Genomic DNA, 20,588 nt, shown 5'->3' with positions numbered 1-20,588 from the left:
GTCCAGATTCTCGCAGGTCAGCGGGGTGTGCGGCGGAAGTGCTCGGTGGATAGGTAAATGAGTCTTCGGTGGGAGGGCAGGAAGTCACCGGCCGTGCTAACGGCCCTCTGCGCGGCCTATCCGACATATTTCGCGCGTCGGTAATCTGCGGCGCCGGACGGGTCGGATGCAGGGAGCGCGGATGGCCGAAGTACTCGTGGTGCCGGTACGGCTGGCGGCGCTGCACCTCGACACGGCGGTCGGGGTGGTGGAGCCGGTCGACTTCAGCCGCCTCCCGTACGTGGACCCCGTCACCGGGCGCGACGTCCGGCCGGGCGTGCCCTACCTCAGCGACCAGGTCCTGCCGGACGCGTTCACCGACCAGGACTTCCTGCTGCGGCCCGGCGTCCACCTGCACTGGTCGCTGCCCGACGCGCTCACCCGGCTGACGCAGCGCGACGGCGCCACCGACGTCCCCGCCGTGCCGGACCGGTGGCTCGTGACGCGCAGCCGGGACGGCAGATCGGAACGTTCCTGGGTCGTGGAGAGCGACTTCCTGGCCGCGCCCGGCGACGCCGCCGCGACCGGCGTCGCGTTCCCCGTGCCCGGCGACGTCCCCTACCGCAGGCTCGGCCGCGCCGTGCCGCTGGAACAGTGGCGCCGCGACGCCCCCGGCGACCGGCTCGCCCCGCTCACCGCCATCGGCCACGGCGACCCCGCCTTCGCCGCGTTCTACCCCGGCTGCCACAGCGTCTTCGGCCTGCACGACCCCGACCACGCCACCGCGCGCCCGCCCAGCGGCACCCGCTACGACATCGTCGGCTGGTTCACCGACCCCGACCGCGACGCCCTCGCCCGCCTCGCCACCGGCGACGGCTGGCGCGCCGCCCTCGCCGACGGCCGGGGCTGGGGCGTCCCGGACGGCAGCGCCCGCCCCGGCTCGGCCGTCTGCCACGCCGCGCTCGTGTTCCGCCCCGACGGTCGCACCGTCAGCCCGCTGCTGCGCCCCGACGACGCGGGCGTCTTCGTCGGCGCCACCGCGACCGAGGCCCTGGCCGCGCACCTCGGCGCGGTCCTGCCCGGCGTCTCACCCGACGAGGCCGAGAACCTCCTGGAAGCCCTCGCGCACGCCGACGAGCTGGAGACCAGGCCGCTCGACGCCGCCGTGCGCCTGGCCGCCGAACGGCACGCCGACGGGTTCCGCCCGGTCCCGTCCGGGCAGGCGTGGACGATCCGCCGCGAGGACCGCCCCGGCGCCGACCCCGCCACCCGGCAGCTCCGCGAAGCCCTCACGCTGCCCCGCTCGATCGGTGACCTGCTCAACCGCCTCAACGTCGCCCAGGAGGCCCTGGACCGTGCCGGGGAGGAGTCGGTCAGCCTGCGCGAGCGGCTGTTCGCCGACTGGCACCGCTACCAGCAGAGCGCCCACCCGGGCGCCGGGCTGCGCGAGAGCTACCCCGATCCCGACGAGGTCCGCGCCTACCTGGAATGGCAGATCGACCACCTCGACGACCGCGCCGGGCTGCTGCGCGGCCTGGACGACGCCGTCACCGCCGCCCGCGCCGCGCTCGACAGCGCCCTCGCCGCGTTCGACCGGGACGCCGCCGCGCCCGCCGGGGCCGCGTTCGTCGTGCAGCCCGTCCCGGCGCCGGTGTTCCACCTGCCCGCCGAACCGGTCGTCCTGCTCACCGGCGACCCGGCCACCCCGTCCGACCGGCACGGCCGCGACGGCGCCGGGCGGCCGGACGGGCTGCTGCCCTGCCGCGTCGTCACCGCCGCCGACCCCCGCGACCCCGCGGCGCTCGGCACCGCCGTCACGGCGGGAGCGCCCGCCCCGGACGTGTGGGCGCACAACCCGTGGCACCCCGTCCTGCTGCACTGGGAGGCCGAGTTCCTGGCCCTCGGCGGGCCCGGCGACAACGACGACGCCGCCTACGCGCCCACGTTCGTCACCGACGCCTACGAGCTGCCGCCCGGTGCCGCCGACCTGCGCGCCCGCCCCGGCTACGAGGCGCCGACGCGCCCGGCCAGCGTCTACACCGGCACCACCGTCCTGTCGCAGAGCGCCGGCCCGGTGCTGGCCGCGCGCGTCCTGCGCTACCTGGCGGGCGCGCTGCCGCCCGAGTACACGAAGGCGACCGGCACCGCCCTCGACCCCGCCGACGTCCAGAAGGACCCCGACGCGCTGCTCACCTGGTACGCCGAGCACGGCGCCGACGCCCGGCTGCGGACGCTCGTCGCCCTCTACCGGCACCTGGCCGAGCACGAGAACGCCACCCTCGCCCAAGTGCTCGGCGGGTTCAACGACGCGCTGGTCATGCGCCGCCTCGTCCGCCAGCTCCCCGTGCAGGACCCGCACGCCTTCCCCGACTACCGCGACTTCGCCCGCGACGTCGCCCGCGCCACCGGAGACGACACCCGGCACGCCCCCGACCCCCTCTCCGGCTTCCACCCGGTGCGGGCGGGTGCGATGCGGCTCACCCGGCTGCGGATCGTGGACAACTTCGGCGTCGCCTGCGACCTGGACGCCTCCGACGTCGCCACCACCGCCCGCACCCGCGTCGAGGGCCGCCCCGGCTGGGCCGCCATGCCGCCCCGGCTGGCGCAGCCGTCCCGGCTCACGTTCCGCTGGCTCGACTCCGACCACGGCGAACGGGAGATGAACGACGTCCCCGTCACCTCGCCCGTCTGCGGCTGGGTCGTCCCCGACGACCTGGACGACGGCCTCGCCTTCCACGCCGACGACGGCACCCCGCTCGGCCTGCTCACCGCCGTCCCCGACCCGGACGCCCCCGCGCTCGCCCGCTGGCGGCCCGCCCCCGGCGGCGGCGTCCCCACCGCCGAAGCCATCCCCAACCCGCACCTGCGCGCCGTCGCCGCCCGCGTCCGCGCGGGCGGCCCCGACGCCCTCGCCGCGTTCGTCGCCGCCCTCGACGACCTCACCGCCGGCGTCGAACCCGAGGACCACGACCTCGGCGCGTTCACCGTCCGGCCCCTGGCGGTGCTGCGCGCCCGGCTCGACCTGGAGCTGATGGGGCTGCCCGCCGTCCACCAGGACTGGAACGTGTTCCGGCAGGACATGCGGCGCAGCACCCGCGACACCACCGGCTTCCCCGCCGTCGCGCTGCCCGTCCGCGTCGGCGCCGCCGACCGGCTCGGCGACGGCCTGGCCGGCTACTGGCGCGAGGACGACGCCACGGGCGCGTTCCGGCCCGTCACCACCGCGCCGCCGCTCACCGTCGCGGCGGACCTGCCGCCCGTCGTCCTCACGCTCCTGGCCGACCCGCGCGCGCCGATCCACGTCACCTCCGGCGTGCTGCCCGGCCAGGCCGTGAGCGTCCCGCCCGCCCAGTACCGCACCGCGCTCGACGCGCTGCGCGTCACCGCGTTCACCGCGCCCGTCCTGCTGGACGGCGAAAGCCTCGCGCTGCCGCTGCCGGACGTCGCCGGGCACCGGTGGAGCTGGCGCGAACGCAACCCGGCCGGGTGGACGGACCGTCCCCCCGACCCCGTCCACGACGACGCCGGCGCCCCCGCCCGGCTCGTCGCCCGCGAGGGCTGGCTGACCCTCCTGCCCGACGACGCCTGATCCCGACCCCCCGAGGAACGCCATGCAACAGAAGATCACGCTCACCCTGACCCTGCCCGAGATCAACCAGATCCTCGACGCCCTCGGCACGCTGCCCTACGCGCAGGTCTACGAGCTGGTCGCCGCCGTCCAGAGCCAGGCGCAGACCCAGCTCGGCGTGCTCGGCTCCGTGCCCGAGGAACGCCACGGATGAGCGACGCGCTGGTCCTGCACTGGCCCCTGGACGCCGTCGCGCCGCAGGACGCGATCCTCGACAGCGGCCCGAACGACGTCAAGGGCGCCTGCCGGGGCGTCCCGGCCGTCGTCACCGACCCCAAGTTCGCCTGCCTGCGCTTCACCGGGCGGCAGTACCTCATCGTCCCGGCCGGGCACCCGAAGCTGGCGCTGGGCACCTACACGGTGTCGGCGTGGGTGCGGTGGCCGGGCGGCAACGGCACCTACGGCGTGTTCGGCAAGCAGTCGCCGAACCTGCGGCTGCGGGTGGAGCCCTCGGGCCGCCTGGAGCACCTGTGGCGCGGCGCCTCCGGCGAGCTGGACAGCGTCTCCACCGGCACCGGCGCCCTGGCCCCGGACGTGTGGCGGCACCTGGCGATCACCCACGACGGGTCGCGCGCCCGCATCCTGATCGACGGCGAGGTCGTCGCCGAGCGGGCCGCGCGCGGCCACGCCACCGACACCGAGGAGTTCTGGGCCGCGGGCGGCAACGGCTGCTCGAACTTCGAGGGGCTGCTCGCGCAGTTCCGCGTGTACGACCGGGCGCTGTCCCCGGCCGAGGTCCAGCGCGACATGGCCGACGACGAACCGCCGCTGGAGCAGTTCGTCCGCAGCCACCCGCTCGACTTCGCGCTGCTCAACGTCGACGCTCAGCCGGTCCTGTACATCGACGACCTGCGCCCCCAGACGCTGACGCTCCGGCTCACCAACAGCTCGCGCGCCACCGTCGAGGCCGTGCCGCTGACCGGGGTGTCGTCCAGCACCTACCACTTCGCGCTGCGGCTGCGGCCCGGCACGCTCGCCGCCGGGCTCACCCCCACCGTCACCACCGCCGGATGGGCGCTCGCCGCCGCACCCGACGGCACCGCGCTGTACCTCCAGTGGAAGGACCCGAAGCCCCTCCCGGCGGGCGCCGCCATCGCGATCGACCTCGCCGGGCTCAACGCCGACGGCACCGAGGGCACCCACGGCACGCAGGTGGAGCTGGAGCACCGCAACGTCCGGTACGCGGGGCAGTCCGCGCCGCTGGAGGGCTCCCGCGTCCAGTACCTCGACGTCGTCAACCACCGGGGCCGGTACGACATCCCGCTCGACATCCGGTTCGTCAACGGCGACCGCGTCCTCAGCGACGGCGTCACCCCCAACCGGCTGGTCCTGCACATCGCCAACACGATGCGCACCGGGGCGGGCATCCCGCTGCGGACCGGCGCCGTCGCCTCGACGTTCCGCGTCTCCTTCGACGCCGAGGCCGACGCCGACGACAAGACCCCGTGGGCGCTGACCAAGGTCGGCGCGGCCGGAGGCGTCGCGATCAACGCGACCGGGACGCGCTGGCTGGCGCGCCGCGCGTCCGACCGGGTCCGCACCTGGGAGATCGTCCCGGCGGCGGACACCGTGCTGGCGCCCGGCGAGGTCATCGAACTGACGCTCACCGGCATCGTGGCGCTGCCGCGCGCCGGGCACGCGCCCGTGCTGGTGGAGTACGTCAACATCCCCGGCTACGCCGACGGCTCGCAGACCGCCATGGTGGACCGGACGCCGCTGCTGTTCACGCAGTCGTCGGCCGGGGTCGGCATCGCCGCGTCCGCGCTGGAGGCCCGCTTCCAGGTCGTCCACACGCCGCAGAACGCCAACGGCGACGCGCTCGTCCTCGGCCGCAAGAGCGCCCCGAACCTGCGGCTCGGCTACGACACGACCTACACGTGGATCCAGTCGCACGGGTCGAGCCCGCTGGCGATCAACCCGATGGGCAACCACGTCGCGATCGGCGGCACCGCGCCCGAGGGGCGCCTGCACATCCTCAACGACCAGCAGGACGCCACCGGCAACACGCTCATCCTCGGCCCGACCGGCCGGACGCACCTGCGGGCGGGCTACCACCGCGACTACGGCTGGCTCCAGTCCGGCTCGGGGCCCCTGCTGGTCAACCCGCGCGCCGAGAACGTCGGCATCGGCCCGGTGCCGTCGCCGAAAGGGAAGCTGCACGTCCTCGGCACCGAGTCCGACTCGCTCGGCGGCGCGCTGTGGGTCGGCCCCGCCGACGGCGCCCACCTCCGGTTCGGGCACCACCGCGACTACTCCTGGATCCAGTCCGGCGGCGCGAAACCGCTGCTCATCAACCCGCTCGGCGTCGACCGGGTCGGCATCGGCACGCCCGGCCCGCTCGGCGCCAAGGTCACCATCGGCTACCGGGAGCGCGACGGGCACCTGCAACTGCGCCGCGACACCGCGTTCGGCGCGGCGGGCGAGATCCTCTACCTGGAGCTGTACCAGGAGAACACGGCGGGCAGCGAGGTCACCTACCCGTCGCTGCGGTTCCACCACGCGTCCAAGTTCTGGCACCGCATCGAGGGCCGCCCCGAGGGCTTCTTCTTCAAGGACGGCAACATCCCGTCCAACACGCTCATCGACGTGTTCGCCCGCAAGGTCACCGCGACCCAGGTCGTGATCGACGGCGTCACCATCGGCCAGCGCGAGGCCCGCGTCCTCCAGCGCCTCGCCGACGGGCAACTGGAGTTCGACCTCCTCAACACCTACCAGGGGGAGTACATGTACGCCGCCAACTACGAGCCGCGCGACAACGACCGCCGCTACGTCTACACGTGGCGGCGCCGGAACCGCGTCGCCGAGGGCCGCTGGCGCCTCACCGACCCGAGCTGAGCGGCCATGGTGAAGAAGGAGAAGGTCGAGAAGGAGCCCCGCGACCGGCTGAAGGGGCCGACGGGGATCACCAAGCGGTCCACCCGCAGCCAGACCAAACCGGGCCGCGACGCCGCGCTCGCCGCCCGCCTCCTCGCGGACGAAGAGGCGGCGCAGGCCCTCGCCGACGCGCGCGCGGAGCAACTGCGCAACATTCCGCGCCCGCCGGACGGCAACCGCGGCGACGAGCACTTCCACGCCGCCTTCATCCGGATGGGCATGGGCGACTGCGCGATCTTCAGCACGCCCGGCCGCCGCATCGTCATGATCGACTGCGGTACCGACTCCTACGGCGAGGTCATCGGCCGCGCCCCGGACGCCCCGTCGACCGCCGCCGACCAGCTGGCGTTCACCGCGCGGGTGCGCGACACCATCTACAACGACTCCAAGTTCATGCTCGGCACCGACGTCGTGGACCTGCTGATCCTCACCCACCCCGACGGCGACCACTACAACCAGCTCGCCCAGATCCTGAAGCCGACCACCCAGATCCACCGCGTCTACCACAGCCGGGCGCGGCGCGAGTACGCCATCGGCCAGACGAGCAGCTGGCTCCTCGGCCACGTCGTCGGCGGCACCGAGGAGGTGCGCTCCCGCCGCATCAGCCAGGTCGAGAACCACCGCAACGGCGGCGTCCAGGTGTTCCGGCTCAACGACCAGGACGTCACGGCGACGACCGGCGGCGAGGCCGACGCGTTCCTGGACGGCGCGGGAGGCATCCGGGTCCTCACCGAACCCGACTGCAAGATCACCCTGCTGGCGGGCGGCGTCGAGACGAGCACGCTCCCCGACAGCAGCACGCCCAACAACCGGTCGAGCATCGTCGTGCTCATCGAGGTGCACGGCAAACGGCTGCTGCTGTCGGGCGACGCCACCCTCAACACCGAGCGGTACGTCGTGGACCGGCACGCCGGGCGGATCGGCGGCGTCGACCTGGCCAGCGCCAGCCACCACGGCAGCGTCAACACCTCGTCGCTGGACGCCTACGTCACCGCCGTCCACCCGAAACAGCTCGTGATCAGCGCCGGGAAGGAGATCACGATGCACCACCTGCCGTCCCAGGCGGTGATCGACCGCTACCTGGCGGCCATGCCCGCCGCCGTCGACATCCCCGACCACACCCTCTACTACTGGGCGCCCGGCGGCATGGGCAGCTACCTGGCCTCCTACCGGGTGACGCGCAAGCCGATCTACATCACCGGGTCGCGCGGCACCGTCCAGCGCACCTTCTTCAAGAACGGGACCGAGGGATGACGCCCGGCGAACTGCGGGCGGCGCTCGTCAACACGCGCGGGAACGCCTCCCTGGACGTCGCCGCGCTCGGCTCCGCGCCGCTCGCGCACCTGCTCGGCCCGTCGTTCGCGCTCACCGGCGCGGACGACGCCGTACCGGACGCGACCGGCTTCACCGTCACCGGAACCGGCGCGAGCGCCCCCTTCACCGGGCTGGACGTCACCGCGCGGTTCACCACCGACGGCACCGCCGTCACCGCCGCGATCACCGGCCGCTCGGCGCGGCCGTGGTCGCTCGCCACGCCGTTCCCGGTGCTGCGCGGCACCGTCCTGGAGAGCCTGACGTTCCAGGACGCCGCGCTCACCCTCGAACCGGGCGCGCAGACCGCCGCGTTCACCGGCGAACCCGTCATCACGGCCCGGCACGCGCTGCTCGACCTGCTCATGCCCGGCACCGACCACGCCGTCCACGGCACGGTCGGGATGCTGCGGGCCATCCCCGGCGTGGACGCGGACCTCACGCCCGTCCCGGACATCCTGCTGTTCGGTCCGGAGGGCGCGTCGTACGACCTCGGCCTGTTCCGGCTCACCGGCCTGCGCTACGAGATCTTCGCCGACCCCCGCGCCGACTACGCCACCGGCGACCTCACCACCGACGTCCGGCTGGAGCTGACCGGCGCGATCCCGTTCACCGCCGGGGGGACCGACCGCGAGATCCTGCTCGGCGCCGACATCGTCGGCTGGGGCGAGAGCGCGCTGTTCACCGCCGACCTGTCCGACCTGGGCGAGGCCGCCTTCGCCGAGATCGCCGCGTTCCTCGGCCGGGACTCCATCGACGCGCCGTTCGACCTGGAGATCACCGCGCCCGTCGTGCCGCGCACCCTGAAGGCGCTCGTCCAGCCCGGCGCGGCCGAACCCGTCTCGTACGTCGCGCTGACGCTGGAGACCGCGCACGAATGGGACACCCCGCTGTTCACCGTGCAGGCCGTGGACCTGACCGTCCGGGTGGACACGCCGCTGTCCGCGCCCGCCGTCAGCGTGGCGCTCGACGGGCTCGTCGGCCTCGGCGAGCACGCCACCCTGGAGGTCTCGGCCGGATTCGGCGACGAGACCGGCATCGGCGGCGGGCTCCGCCACGACCACGCCCCGCTCACCGTCCGCGAGATCTGGACGGGCTTCACCGGCGAGGACGCCACCGCCCACCTGCCCGACGTGGAGGTACGGCACTTCGACCTGTCCGTCGCGCTGCCGCCCGGCGGCGCGCCGCCCGAGGCGACCGGCGTGCTGGAGGCCGCGGGGACCTGGCCCGTGCTGGACGGCGTCGTCCTGGAGGACCTGCGCTTCGCGTTCGCCTACGCCGACGACGTCACGTTCACCGCCGACGCCGCGCTGCTCGTCGCCACCGCCGCCGTGCACGTCGGCGCCACCTACGGCACCGCGCGCGGCTGGACGTTCGAGGGCTCCACCCCGCCCGGCACGCTGCTGCCCGCCGGGGAGCTGGCCGCGTCGCTCGCGGCCCGCTGGGGGATGCCCGCGCTGCCCGCGCCGCTGGCCGGACTGACCGTGCACGACCTCGACGTCGCCTTCTCCACCGGCGACGGGCGGTTCCTGTTCACCGCCGCCGTCCGGTTCCCCGTCGACACGACCGAGGTGGACCTGTCCGTCGCGATCGACACCGGCGCCGGGACGTACGGCGGCGCCGTCGCCGTCGTCGTCCGGCCGGGGCTGGAGCTGGACTTCGCCGTCCGGTTCGCGTCGGCCGGGAACCGGTACGCCGTGGCGTACGTGCGGCGCGGCGCCGCCCCCACCGTGCGGGAACTCGTCGCCGCGCTGGTGCCGTCGGCCGCCGAGGCGATCCCGGCGAGCCTGGTCGTCGGCATCGACGACGCGCTGCTGGCCGTCGAGGGCGACACCCACGTGTTCGAGGTGGACCTGACCGCGACGGTGGACCTGACGTCGCTGCCCATCGTCGGCCCCCACCTCGGCGGGGACGGGACGGTCGGGTTCGACCCGCTGCGCGTCGTCGCGGCCACCGGAGCGCTGACGGCCGAGCAGGTCACCGCGCTCAAGGCCGCGCTGCCCGTCCTCACCGGACTGGACGCCGCCGAGTACCCGGCGGGCTTCTCCTTCGGCGGGCACCTGCGGCTCGGACCGCTCGACCAACCTGTCACGCTGCCGGTCGGCACGCCGCCGCAGACCGCCGCCGCCCAGGCCAAGACCGCCGACGACGTCGTCTGGTACCGGGCGCAGGCCGACTTCGGGCCGCTGCACGTCGAACGCGTCGGCCTCGCATACCAGCACCCCGCGAACCGGCCCGCGCGGCTGGCCGTGCTGGTGGACGCCTCGATCACCGTGGGCGGGCTGACGCTGTCGTGCGACGGGCTGGAGGCGGCCGTGTCGCTCGCCGACCCCGTCGCGCTCCCGTCGTTCGACCTCGCCGGGCTCGGCGTCGACTACAGCGGCGGGCCCGTCCACGTCGCCGGGGCGTTCCTCAAGGGGCACGTCACCTACGGCGGGCGGCAGCTCACCGCCTACAGCGGCAAGGCCGTCATCGGCACCGACGCGTTCACCGTCGGCGCGCTCGGCTCCTACACCGAGCTGCCCGAAGGGCCGTCGCTGTTCGTCTACGCGTTCCTGGACTACCCGATCGGCGGGCCCGCGTTCTTCTTCGTCGAGGGGATCGCCGCCGGGTTCGGCTACAACCGGCGCGTCGTCGCCCCGGCGGTCGACCGGATCGCCGCGTTCCCGCTCGTCGCAGAGGCCCTGCACACCGTCGCGCCCGCCACCACGCTCCAGGACGAGATGGCCCGGCTGGAGGAGGTGCTGCCGCCCTCGCCCGGCGACCTGTTCTTCGCGGCGGGCGTCCACTTCACCTCGTTCAAGATGATCGACTCGTTCCTGCTGGTGACCGTGCAGGCCGGGCACCGGTTCGAGCTGGACGTCCTCGGGCTGTCCACGCTCGTCGTCCCGGTGCGCGACCGGGCGAACGTCACGCCCGTCGCCGAGATCCAGCTCGCCCTCAAGGCCACGTTCGCGCCCGACGACGGCTACTTCGCGCTCACCGCCCAGCTCACCGCCGACTCCTACCTGCTGTCGCGCGCCTGCCGGCTGCGCGGCGGATTCGCCTTCACCACCTGGTTCGGCGACGAGCACACGGGCGACTTCGTCCTCACCGTCGGCGGCTACCACCCGCACTTCGACCGGCCCGGCCACTACCCGGTGGTGCCCCGGCTCGGCTTCGACTGGCAGGTCTCGCGCCAGCTCAGCCTCACCGGCTCGGCCTACTACGCGCTGACGCCCGGCGCGCTCATGGCCGGGGCCGCGCTCAGCGCCGTCTACGAAGACGGGTCGCTGCGCGCCTGGTTCGACGCCGCGATGGACTTCCTCATCGCCTGGCAGCCCTACCACTACGAGGCCGGGCTGCGGATCAGCGTCGGCGCCTCCTACACCTTCGACTTCTTCGGCACGCACACCATCTCCGTCCACGTCGGCACCGACGTGCGCTTCTGGGGCCCGGAGTTCGGCGGCACCGCCCACATCGACCTCGACGTCATCTCCTTCACGATCTCGTTCGGCTCCGGCGGCGGCGCCGACCCCAAGCCCGTCCCGTGGGACCGGTTCGCCGCCGCGCAGCTCCCCGCCCCCGGCGACGCGGTCACCGTCGTGCTGCGCGGCGGCGCCCCCAAGAACCCCGACGGCGCCCACCTCGGCAGCGTCAACGCGGCCGACCTGGAACTGCTGACCGACTCGATCGTCCCCGCCACGGCGGGGTCGGCGGCGGGCACCGGCGCCGCGTCCTTCGGCATCGCGCCGGTCGGCGCCGCGCCCGGCACGTTCACCTCCGTGCACACCGTCACCGTCAGGCGCGGCGACCAGGTGGTGAACTCCGCGTTCCGCTTCGAGCCGGTCGGCAAAGACCTGCCCGCCGCGCTGTGGGGCGAGGAACTGCGCCCGTCGCTCGGCGCCCCGGCGCTGCGCGCGAACCTGCACACCGGATACGTCGTGCGCCCCCGGCCGCCCGCCGAACCGGCCGCCGCCCAGACGCTGCCGCTGTCCGCGCTGAAGGCCGCCGAGGCCATGTCCAGCGAACCCGCCTTCTCCTGGACGGCGCCCGCCCGGTTCGTCCCGGCGACCGGACGGCCCTTCGACCCCGCCGCCGGAGCCGCGACCCGCGACGCCATCGCGGCCAAGCTGCTGCCCGGACTCGACCCCGACCCCGCCGGCCTCACCGCCGCCGACTTCCTCGCCACCCCGGAGGCAGGCGCATGGACGACCTGACGTTCCTCGCGTACCGGCGGCCCGCGCTGCCGACCGGCGACTACAGCGTGACCGTCGCGCAGGACCTCTCGAGCGTCGCGCCCGCCACCGCCGTCCCCGCCACGCGGTACACCGCGACGCGGACGTTCAGCGTCGCGTCCGACCGGTTCACGCTGCCGCCCGGCACCGTCCGCTCGGTGTTCCCGCCCGACGGCGGCCTCGGCGAGCACTCCGCCGTGCTGCCGCACGCGGTGCTGTCGCGGGCGACGCTGCCCTGGGAGCGGGCCGCGTCGCCCGGCGAGGGGGCGCCGCCGTGGCTGGCGCTGCTGGTGTTCAGCGGCGACGAGCAGCCGCGCCCCGCCACCGTCACCGTCGGCACGCTCGCCACCGGCGGCGCGCACATCCCCGCGCCCGGCCCCGAACGCGCCCAGCACGCCGACGACCCCGTCCAGGTCATCGACGTGCCGCGCGCCCTGCTCGCCTCGATCCTGCCGTCCGCCGCCGACCTGGCCCGGCTCGCGCACGTCCGGCGCGGCGCCGACGACACGGCGGTCGTCATCGCGTCCCGGCCGCCCGCGCCCGGCGTGTCGTCCACCGCGCACCTGGTGTCGGTCGAGGGACGCTACGGCGCGGACGGCTTCGGCCTCGGCCCCGACGCCCCCGGCGCGCTCGTCCGTCTCGTCACGCTCGCGAGCTGGCGGTTCTCCTGCCTGTCGGCCGAGCACACGTTCCCCTACCTGGCGCGGTCCCTCGCCCACGACGGCCGCCCGTTCACGCTGCCCGACAGCGGCGAGCCCGCCGCCGACGCGTTCCTGCGGCAGGGCTACGTGGCCGTCCCGCACCTCCTGCGGCAGGGCGGCACGACCGCGTCCTGGTACCGGGGGCCGTTCGCCACCGGCGCCACCGGCAGCGACGCGCGCTTCGGCGTCCGCACCGCCGACGAACTCCTGCGCTACCACCCGGCCGCCGGGATGCTCGACCTGTCGTACGCGGCGGCCTGGCAGCTCGGCCGCCTCCTCACCCTCCAGCACCCCACCGTCGCCCGGAGCGTCGCCGCGTGGAAGCGGCGGCGCGCCATGGACGAGGGCCGCGACGACCCCGCCGGCCATCCGCTCGACGTCCCCGCCCTCGACACCGCGATGCCCGCCGACGTCGCCGACTTCCTCGCCGGGCTCGCCGCGCTGCGCGGCGTCCCGTACCGGTACCTGGTCCCGGACGAGCGGCTGCTGCCGCCCGAGTCCGTCCGGTTCCTGCGCCTGGACCCGCAGTGGACGGCGCACCTGCTCGACGGCGCCACCAGCGTCGGCCGCGTCACCCGCGCCGACGCCGACCGCGACCGGCGGCGTCCCGTCCCCGTCGACACCGCCCCGGTGACCGGCGTGCTGATCCGCTCCGACCTGGTCCCCGGCTATCCGAACCTGATCGTGGACGGCTACGCCACCACCGGCGACACCGAACCGCTGGACCCGCTCCGCCGCGAGACGCTGTCGCCCACGGTGCTGCTGTGCCTGTTCCGGGGCGTCCTCGGCCGTCTGGACCTGCGCCAGCCGCCGCAGGAGCAGCACTTCGGCATCGAGCCGACCGGCGCGGGACGCTTCCGCAAGACGCTCCGCACCGCCTCCGGCGGGCCGGGCGCCGCGCTGGAGCCGCTGGCGTTCGGCCCGTCCGGGACGGTGCCGGTGGGGAGCCTGGCGGCCGCGATGGCGACGGCGCTCGGCGTGGGCCCGACGGCGGTGGACGCCGCCGTCTTCGCCCGCCAGATGATCGAGACCGCCGACCGGGTGACGTTCCTGCGCTACTGAGCACCCGTCAGGTAGCGCTGGAACGTCGGCGCGAGCCAGGCGACGGCCTCGGCGGGGGAGAGCGCCGCGACCGGCGGCATCCGGAGCAGATGGCGGCAGAGCACGAAGCCGAGCGCCTGCGTGCCCGCCGTCTGGCCACCCGGCTGTCCGGGCTCGCGTACGCCTGAACCATGCGCGTGGGGACGAAGTGACGCCGGGGAATGCTGCGTCACCGACGAATCGACCGGCCCGCAAGCGCGCATACGGCCCGCCGAATTCGAGGTTCTCCGGCCCGGCCGGACGGTTTCACCTACATTACGGAGGCGGTGTGACGGCAGGGGGCGATCCGCCGGGGCCTTCTCCTGCCAAGCGAGGTGCCAGTGCCAGGACCGACCACCGCGCGGCGCCGCCCGCGCATCCTCGCCGTGCCGCTCGTGCTCGCCGCCGCCCTCACCGTCACCGCCGGGCTCGGCGTCCACCACATCCGCGCCACCCTCGCCTGCTCGACCGCCCACCGCACCACCCTGCGCGTCGCCGCCGCCCCCGAGATCGAACCCGTCGTCACCCGCGCGGCCGGACGCGTCAACGAACGGCGGCGCCGGATCGGCGGGCGGTGCCTGCACGTGGACGTCCGCGCCGCCCGGCCCGCCGCCGTCGCGGGCGTCCTCGCCGGACGCGAACTCCCGCTGCCCGGCACCCGCCGTCCGCACGTCTGGATTCCCGACACCCGGCTGTGGGCCGGGACGGTCCCGCCCGGCGCGGGCGTCCGCGACAGCGGCGTCCGGTTCGCCACCAGCCCGCTCGTCGCGGCGCTGCCCCGCCCGATCGCCGGACGCAGCGCCGGACGCGGCCTGCTGTCCGAACCCACCTGGAACGCCCTGCTGCGCGACGCCGAACCGCGCCTGCGCATCCCCGACCCCGACCGGGACGGCGCCGGGCTCACCGCGCTGCTCGTCGCGTCCGCGCTCGCCCCGTCCCAGGCCGCGTTCACCGGCGTCGCCCGGGGCCTGCGCGAACGCGTCACCGGCTCGGTCCCCGAGGCGCTGCGCGGCGGACACGTCGCGGCGGCGCCCGAGCAGGCCGTCTTCGCGCACAACCGGGAGGCGCCCGCCGTGCCGGTCGTCGCGCTGCAACCGCTCGAAGGCACGCTGTCGCTGGACTATCCGCTGCTGCTCACCGACGCGTCCGCCCGGCCGTCCGCCGACGTCCTCGCCCGCGCCCTGGGCGGTCCCGCCACCCGCGCCGACGCGCTCGGCCAGGGCTTCCGCACCGCCGACGGCCGCGCCCCCGACACCTTCGACGCGATCATGGGCATCAGCCCGCAGCGGCCGCAGCCGCTCCCCGACCCCGACCCCGGCGCCGCCGCGCGCGTCCTCCAGTCGTGGGCGCGGCTGTCGCTCGGCATCCGGCTGCTCAGCGTCGTCGACGTCTCCGGCTCCATGGCCGAGGAGATCGAACCCGGCCAGACCCGGTTGCAGGCCGCCGTCCGCAGCGGCCACCTCGGCATGACGCTGCTCCCCGACGACTCCGAGCTCGGCCAGTGGGCGTTCTCCACCGACCTCGACGGCAAGCAGGACTGGACGGAGCTGGTGCCGCTCGGCCCGCTCGGCGAACGCTTCGGCTCGGCGACGCGCCGCCAGCTCATCCTGTCGGGCACGAGCGCGCTGAAGGCCGAGCGCGACGGCGACACCGCCCTGTTCGCCACCGCCCTCGCCGCCTACCGCGAGATGAAGCGCACCTACAAGCCCGACTTCGTCAACACGATCGTCTTCTGGACCGACGGCCGCAACGAGGACCCCGGCGGGCCGTCGCTCGCCGAGACCGTCGAGGCGCTGCGCGCGGAGGTGGACGAACGGCGGCCCGTCCAGTTCCTCATGGTCGGCATCGGGCCGGACGTCGAGATCGCGGAGCTGCGCGAGATCGCGTCCGTCGTGCGGGGGCGGGCGGTCGTCGCCCGCACCCCCGCCGAGATGCGCGAGATCGTCCACACGACGATCTCGCGCCGTCTCTGCGCGCCGCGCTGCTCGTGACGTCCCGCGTCTCAGCCGAGCGCGACGGTGTCGCCCGGGGCCGTGGCGGGCGCGTGCGCGGCGGTGCCGGGGAACACGGCCCGCCAGACACCGGCGCCCTCCGCCGGGACGCTGCCGGCGAACGTCCCGTCCTTGGCGGTGACCGCCGTCCCCATCGGCGTCCAGGCGCCGCCGGTGCCGCGGAACTCGAACCGCACCTTCGCGTTCTGGTACGGCACGTAGGTGTTCGCCCACGGGTCGAGGCGGGTGAGGACGCCCTTCAGCGCGACCGGCGTCCCCTTGGCGGCGGGCTCGGGCGACGCGTCGAAGCCCGTGATCCTCGTGTCCCGCTTGACCTGGACCGTCGCCGCCTTGCGCTGCGTGACGAGCCGCCCCGTCGCGCAGTCGGACCCGCTCACGGTGACGTCCCAGACGCCGCGCACCTCGTCGTTGGTCAGCGCGAACGTCGCGGTGAACCGCCCCTCGGCGTTGCCCGGCAGATCCTGGTAGTCGTACCCCTCGCCCCCGGCCGACTCGATCTCGACCAGCGCGTGCTCCATGCACGTCCCGTAGTCGGCCTGCACCGTGAGCGGCGCCGTCGCCGCCGCCACGAGCCGCACCGTCTCCGGCGCGGCGCTCACCCGCGCCTTGACGGCCGCCGCCCCCGCGGGCACGGCCCCGACCGCCACCCCGGCGACGACCACGGAAACAACGGCAGAAACCCTGCGCACCATCGCACACCCCACCCGCCGGCCCCCGGCCATGACAGGCGAAACCCCCGGACGACCGGCACCAACCCCCGGGTCGCACATGCCACGACACATCCCCTTTGATGATCATGGCATTTCCCCACCCCAACCCGCGTAACCCCAAGACCCCGGCACATCACCCCCACCCCCCAAGACCAGGACCCCAGGGACAAACAAGCTGTCCAGCCGCACACGGCCGAGCAGGGGAAGAAACGGACGCCAACCGGTTCACACCCCACCGAGCGGTGGGCGCAGCGGGGCGCGACGATCGGGACTACACTGCTCGCTACGCCGCCTGTCGGTGTGCGGGCTGTAGCGCAGTTTGGTAGCGCACCGGCTTTGGGTGCCGGGGGTCGTGGGTTCAAATCCCGCCAGCCCGACCGCTCCCCGTGGTCACGAACCCGGGCTCCGGCGAACTCCGCCCCCGGGAGCAGACGCGCGCCTGAACCAGAACCCCCACCAAGGCGCTATCCTATGAACCGCGCGCCCCACCGCGCGCACGCGGGTGTAGCTCAATGGTAGAGCCCCAGTCTTCCAAACTGGCTACGCGGGTTCGATTCCCGTCACCCGCTCCACCATCCCGAAGGCCCAGGTCAGAGACATTCTCTGGCCTGGGCCTTCGCTGTTTTCGGGGTGGTCTTGTCTCTGCTCAGGTTCGCGGGTGGGGCGTGGTCGGTGTCGGTGGGGTCGTGTCGTCGGTTGGTGCGCTGTCAGAATCGAGCCATGGCTGGGGGCTCGGCGCGTTATGACAGCGGTCGGAACATGGGGTGGCGGCTTGTTTCGTTCGATGATGGTGACGAGCGGGTTCGGGGAGTCTTTCCGGTCAGTCGGGAGCAAATCGTCATGATTCGTGGGCTTTGCGTCTTTGATCGCGGTGATGACGAGTGGTTCGCGGCGGGGTCGTACGAGGTCGCGGACGAGCACTGGGGGGCGCTCGTCGCCGTGCTGGGGTGCCAGCCTCCGGAGGCTGGCAGGTCCTACTTCATCGAGGGGTACGCCCTGGGCCTGTAGCCGTGTGGCCGGGCCTGGCTCGGAGGTGGGGCGTCGTCGTCAGGGCTTCTTCTGCTGGGTGAGCCAGGTGTCGAAGGTGGTTGGGGTCAGGCGGGCGTTGGGGGAGGGGAGCATGGTGTTGCCGGACATCTCCAGGCCGAAGGCGGTGGACCAGGTGGGGATCAGTTTGAGCTTGTGGCCTCTGGCCTCGTTCAGGCGGCGGGCCATGTCTACGAAGTCCTCGGGGTCTGGGCCCGCTATGTCGGTGTAGCGGCCTTGGGGGGTTCCTGTGGCTAGTTCGGCGAGGATGTCGGCTACGTCTGCTGGGGCGATGGGCTGGATCAGGAGGGGGGCCAGGGTGGCCGCGCCGTTCTTCTCCGTCCAGCTCGTGACCATGGCGGGGAAGTCGTGGAACTGGGTCGCCGGGACGATAGTCCAGGGGACGGTGTCGTTGATGACGAGGCGTTCCTGTTCCCGCTTTCCGGCGTAGTGGGCGTTGCCCTCGACGCGGTGGACGCCCGCGATCGAGAGCAGGACGTGGTGGCGGACGCCCGCGCGCCGCTCGGCGTCGAGCAGGTTGCGGGTGCAGGTGCCGAAGAAGGGCACCGTCTCGGACGGGTCGGCGGCGGGGCTGCTGATGACGTCGACGACCGCGTCGACGCCGGTGAGGGCGTCGTCCAGGCCGCTCCCCGTGAGCAGGTCCACGCCGTGCGAGCGGCTGATGCGCACGACGTCGTGGCCGTCGCGTTCGAGGGCGGCGACGGTGAGGGTTCCGATGTTCCCGGTGGCACCGGCAACGGCGATCCGCATGGTGGTCTCTCCTTCTCGGTGGACGCGCCGACCGTATCATGGACTAAATAGGTCCATGATGTCTGCGATATGATCCTCGGGTGAAACTGCCCGGAAGCACCGAGTGGATGCTGCACTGCGCGACGACGCTGGCCCAGCTCGACGCCGGTGAGTCGGCGTCCACGGCCCAGCTCGCGGAGTACTACGACCTCCCCGCGCCCTACCTGGCCAAGCAGCTCAAGGCGCTGGTCAGGGCCGGTCTGCTCGCCGCCGCACCGGGCCCGGGGGGCGGCTTCCGGCTCGCCCGGCCCCCGGCGGGGATCACCCTGCTGGAGATCGTCGAGGCCGTGGACGGCACCTCCGCGCCGTACGAGTGCCGCGAGATCCGCCAGCAGGGCAAGGGCGCACTGCCCGCCGACGAGTGCCGCCGCACCTGCGTCCTCGCCGTGAAGATGGCCGACGCCCACCGCGCCTGGCAGGACAGTCTCGCCGCCGTCACCCTCGCCGACATCCTCACCCAGATCCCCCCGACGGCCCCGGCCCGCACCCGGCGCCGTCTCCTGGGCACGTCCTGACACCGGGTCGGTCGCGCACCCCGAACTGAGTCGTCGTACTCAGGACACGGCGGACGGACCGGGGCACGCTCGGAGACATGAGTGGTTCTTCGGTAAAGGCCGGTACCAGCGCAGCGTTCTTCCTCCAGGCCGCGATCTCCTTCGCGGTGTCGGCGGCCGCGGTCGGCCTCGGCGTCGCCTACCTCCCGGTCGGCGGCTGGGTGCGGGCGTTCCTGGCGCTCGGCATGTTGTACGTCGTCACGTCGACCTTCACGCTCGCCAAGTGCGTGCGCGACCGTCAGGAGATCGAGAGCGTCAGCCGCCGCGTCGACCAGGCCCGCCTGGACAAGCTGCTGGCCGAGCACGATCCCTTCGCCGGACCCGCCTGACGGTAGCCTGCGCGGCATGGGGCAGGCAGACGCGCGGACGCTGGGGGAACTGGTCGGAGACCGGGACACCGTCGGCGCGCTGGAGTGGCTGGAGGCGCGGGCGCCGCACGTGATCGCCGACGAGCTGGCCCGGATGGACGCCGCCGGCGCGCGCGTCGCGTTCCGCCTGCTCGACCCCGACCGCGCGCTCACCGTGTTCGAGGAACTGGAGCCCGTCGACCAGCGGGACGTGCTGCTCGGCCTGCGCGAACCGCTGTTCCACCGCGTCATCGAGGACCTCGACCCGGACGACCGCGCCCGCATGCTCCGCGAGGCGCCCGACGCCGTCGTGGAACGCGTGCTGGCCGCGCTGAGCCCGGACGAGCGGCGGATGACGGCGGCGCTGCTCGCCTGGCCCGAGGGCTCGGTCGGACGCTTCGCGTCGCCGGAGGTCGTGACGCTGCGGCAGCACCTCACGGTCGGGGAGGCGCTCGACGTCGTCCGGCGCGAGGGCACCGACGCCGAGACCGTCTACACGCTGCCCGTCGTGGACGGCGACCGGCGCCTCACCGGCGTGGTCGAGCTGCGCGAACTCGTCCTGAACCCGCCGGACGCGCCGGTCACCGACCTCGTCGTCAGCGCCCCCGCGCACGCCTACGCGACGGACTCCGCCGAGCACGCGGCCCGCCTCATGCGCGAGACCAACGACGTCAACCTGCCCGTCGTGGACGCCGACCGCCGTGTCGTCGGCCTCCTCACCAGCGATGACGCCCTGGAGATCATCGAGGCGGCCGACACCGAGGACGCCGCCCGCCAGGCCGGAACGCGGCCGTGGGCGGGCCACTACATGGCGGCGACGGTCTGGCAGCTCGCCCGCTACCGGGCGCTGTGGCTGAGCCTGTTGCTGGTCGCGGCGACGCTCACGGTGACGGTGACGCAGGTCTTCGAGGGCACGCTGGAGCAGGTCGCCCAGCTCGCGGTCTTCATCCCGATGCTCATCGGCGCGGGCGGCAACGCGGGCGCCCAGGCCGCGACGGCCTGCGTCCGCGCGCTGGCGGTCGGTGAGGTGCGCGGCAGCGACCTGTTCCGGGTGATCTGGCGGGAATGCCGGGTCGGTCTGGTGCTGGGCTCGCTGCTGGCCGTCCTCGGCGTCATCGTCGGCAGCCTGTTCACCGACGTCCGCATCGCCGTCGTCGTCGGCATCACGCTCGTCCTCATCTGCGGCTGGGCGGCGACGATCGGCGGCACCATGCCGCTGCTCGCCAAACGGCTCGGCATCGACCCCGCCGTCGTCTCCGCGCCCATGGTCACGACGCTCGTGGACGCCACCGGACTGATCCTCTACTTCGTCACCGCGAAGGCGATCCTCGGCATCTGA

Annotated in this window: 14 protein-coding genes and 2 tRNA genes; 13 read left to right on the top strand and 3 right to left on the bottom strand. The window is 74.2% G+C overall.

Annotation, left to right across the window (positions count from 1 at the left end):
• Nucleotides 1-181: 181 nt before the first annotated feature.
• Genes C229_RS0127545 through C229_RS32030 form a run of 6 tightly spaced genes read left to right on the top strand, consistent with a single transcriptional unit; the run spans nucleotide 182 to nucleotide 13,772 of the window.
• The gene (locus C229_RS0127545; protein ID WP_018658352.1) at nucleotides 182-3,568 is read left to right on the top strand and encodes a hypothetical protein; all 3,387 of its coding nucleotides are present in this window, start codon (nucleotides 182-184) and stop codon (nucleotides 3,566-3,568) included.
• Between the two features lie 22 nt (nucleotides 3,569-3,590).
• Nucleotides 3,591-3,761, top strand: a complete 171-nt coding sequence (locus C229_RS34780; RefSeq protein WP_018658351.1) for a hypothetical protein — start codon at nucleotides 3,591-3,593, stop codon at nucleotides 3,759-3,761.
• Nucleotides 3,758-6,442 (top strand): LamG-like jellyroll fold domain-containing protein, encoded by a 2,685-nt coding sequence (locus C229_RS0127535; RefSeq protein ID WP_018658350.1) that lies wholly within the window; start codon nucleotides 3,758-3,760, stop codon nucleotides 6,440-6,442. Before C229_RS34780 ends, C229_RS0127535 begins: the two co-directional genes overlap by 4 nt.
• Nucleotides 6,443-6,448: 6 nt before the next feature.
• Complete coding sequence (locus tag C229_RS0127530) at nucleotides 6,449-7,735, top strand: ComEC/Rec2 family competence protein (RefSeq protein WP_018658349.1); 1,287 nt, start codon at nucleotides 6,449-6,451, stop codon at nucleotides 7,733-7,735.
• Nucleotides 7,732-11,991: a DUF6603 domain-containing protein gene (locus tag C229_RS33260; RefSeq protein WP_018658348.1), complete on the top strand. Its 4,260-nt coding sequence runs from the start codon at nucleotides 7,732-7,734 to the stop codon at nucleotides 11,989-11,991. Before C229_RS0127530 ends, C229_RS33260 begins: the two co-directional genes overlap by 4 nt.
• Nucleotides 11,979-13,772: a hypothetical protein gene (locus tag C229_RS32030; RefSeq protein WP_018658347.1), complete on the top strand. Its 1,794-nt coding sequence runs from the start codon at nucleotides 11,979-11,981 to the stop codon at nucleotides 13,770-13,772. Before C229_RS33260 ends, C229_RS32030 begins: the two co-directional genes overlap by 13 nt.
• On the opposite strand, the gene C229_RS32025 is transcribed toward C229_RS32030, so the two are convergent.
• Nucleotides 13,766-13,984, bottom strand: a complete 219-nt coding sequence (locus C229_RS32025) for a TetR/AcrR family transcriptional regulator (RefSeq protein ID WP_155885086.1) — start codon at nucleotides 13,982-13,984, stop codon at nucleotides 13,766-13,768. The two genes, C229_RS32030 and C229_RS32025, sit on opposite strands and share 7 nt — an antisense overlap.
• A 147-nt stretch (nucleotides 13,985-14,131) precedes the next feature.
• Here C229_RS32025 and C229_RS33255 point away from each other — a divergent pair, with 147 nt between their 5' ends.
• Complete coding sequence (locus C229_RS33255; protein ID WP_018658345.1) at nucleotides 14,132-15,781, top strand: substrate-binding domain-containing protein; 1,650 nt, start codon at nucleotides 14,132-14,134, stop codon at nucleotides 15,779-15,781.
• A gap of 11 nt (nucleotides 15,782-15,792) precedes the next feature.
• On the opposite strand, the gene C229_RS0127505 is transcribed toward C229_RS33255, so the two are convergent.
• On the bottom strand, nucleotides 15,793-16,464 hold the full coding sequence (locus C229_RS0127505) for a hypothetical protein (RefSeq protein WP_018658344.1): 672 nt from the start codon (nucleotides 16,462-16,464) through the stop codon (nucleotides 15,793-15,795).
• Between the two features lie 351 nt (nucleotides 16,465-16,815).
• Here C229_RS0127505 and C229_RS0127500 point away from each other — a divergent pair.
• The 3 genes from C229_RS0127500 (at nucleotide 16,816) to C229_RS0127490 (ending at nucleotide 17,520) form a co-directional block, all read left to right on the top strand.
• Nucleotides 16,816-16,889 (top strand) — tRNA-Pro (locus C229_RS0127500).
• Nucleotides 16,890-17,010: 121 nt separating this feature from the next.
• Nucleotides 17,011-17,084 (top strand) — tRNA-Gly (locus C229_RS0127495).
• A 268-nt stretch (nucleotides 17,085-17,352) separates the two neighbouring features.
• Entirely contained in the window at nucleotides 17,353-17,520 is a 168-nt protein-coding gene (locus C229_RS0127490; RefSeq protein ID WP_155885085.1) for a hypothetical protein, read from the top strand.
• A 39-nt stretch (nucleotides 17,521-17,559) separates the two neighbouring features.
• Here C229_RS0127490 and C229_RS0127485 read toward each other — a convergent pair whose 3' ends face one another.
• A complete protein-coding gene (locus C229_RS0127485; RefSeq protein ID WP_018658342.1) occupies nucleotides 17,560-18,309 on the bottom strand; it encodes an SDR family oxidoreductase in 750 nt (249 codons plus the stop codon).
• Between the two features lie 80 nt (nucleotides 18,310-18,389).
• Here C229_RS0127485 and C229_RS0127480 point away from each other — a divergent pair, with 80 nt between their 5' ends.
• The 3 genes from C229_RS0127480 to mgtE all read left to right on the top strand — a co-directional run bounded on the left by C229_RS0127480 (nucleotide 18,390) and on the right by mgtE (nucleotide 20,588).
• Nucleotides 18,390-18,863: an RrF2 family transcriptional regulator gene (locus C229_RS0127480; protein ID WP_018658341.1), complete on the top strand. Its 474-nt coding sequence runs from the start codon at nucleotides 18,390-18,392 to the stop codon at nucleotides 18,861-18,863.
• Nucleotides 18,864-18,940: 77 nt separating this feature from the next.
• Entirely contained in the window at nucleotides 18,941-19,231 is a 291-nt protein-coding gene (locus C229_RS0127475) for a YiaA/YiaB family inner membrane protein (RefSeq protein WP_026314214.1), read from the top strand.
• A 16-nt stretch (nucleotides 19,232-19,247) separates the two neighbouring features.
• Nucleotides 19,248-20,588: a magnesium transporter gene (gene mgtE, locus C229_RS0127470; protein WP_018658339.1), complete on the top strand. Its 1,341-nt coding sequence runs from the start codon at nucleotides 19,248-19,250 to the stop codon at nucleotides 20,586-20,588.

This window comes from Actinomadura flavalba DSM 45200 (genome assembly GCF_000374305.1).
Taxonomy (GTDB): Bacteria; Actinomycetota; Actinomycetes; order Streptosporangiales; family Streptosporangiaceae; genus Spirillospora; species Spirillospora flavalba.
Note: the sequence above shows the minus strand (reverse complement) of the source record. Positions and strands in the feature narration are given on the sequence as shown.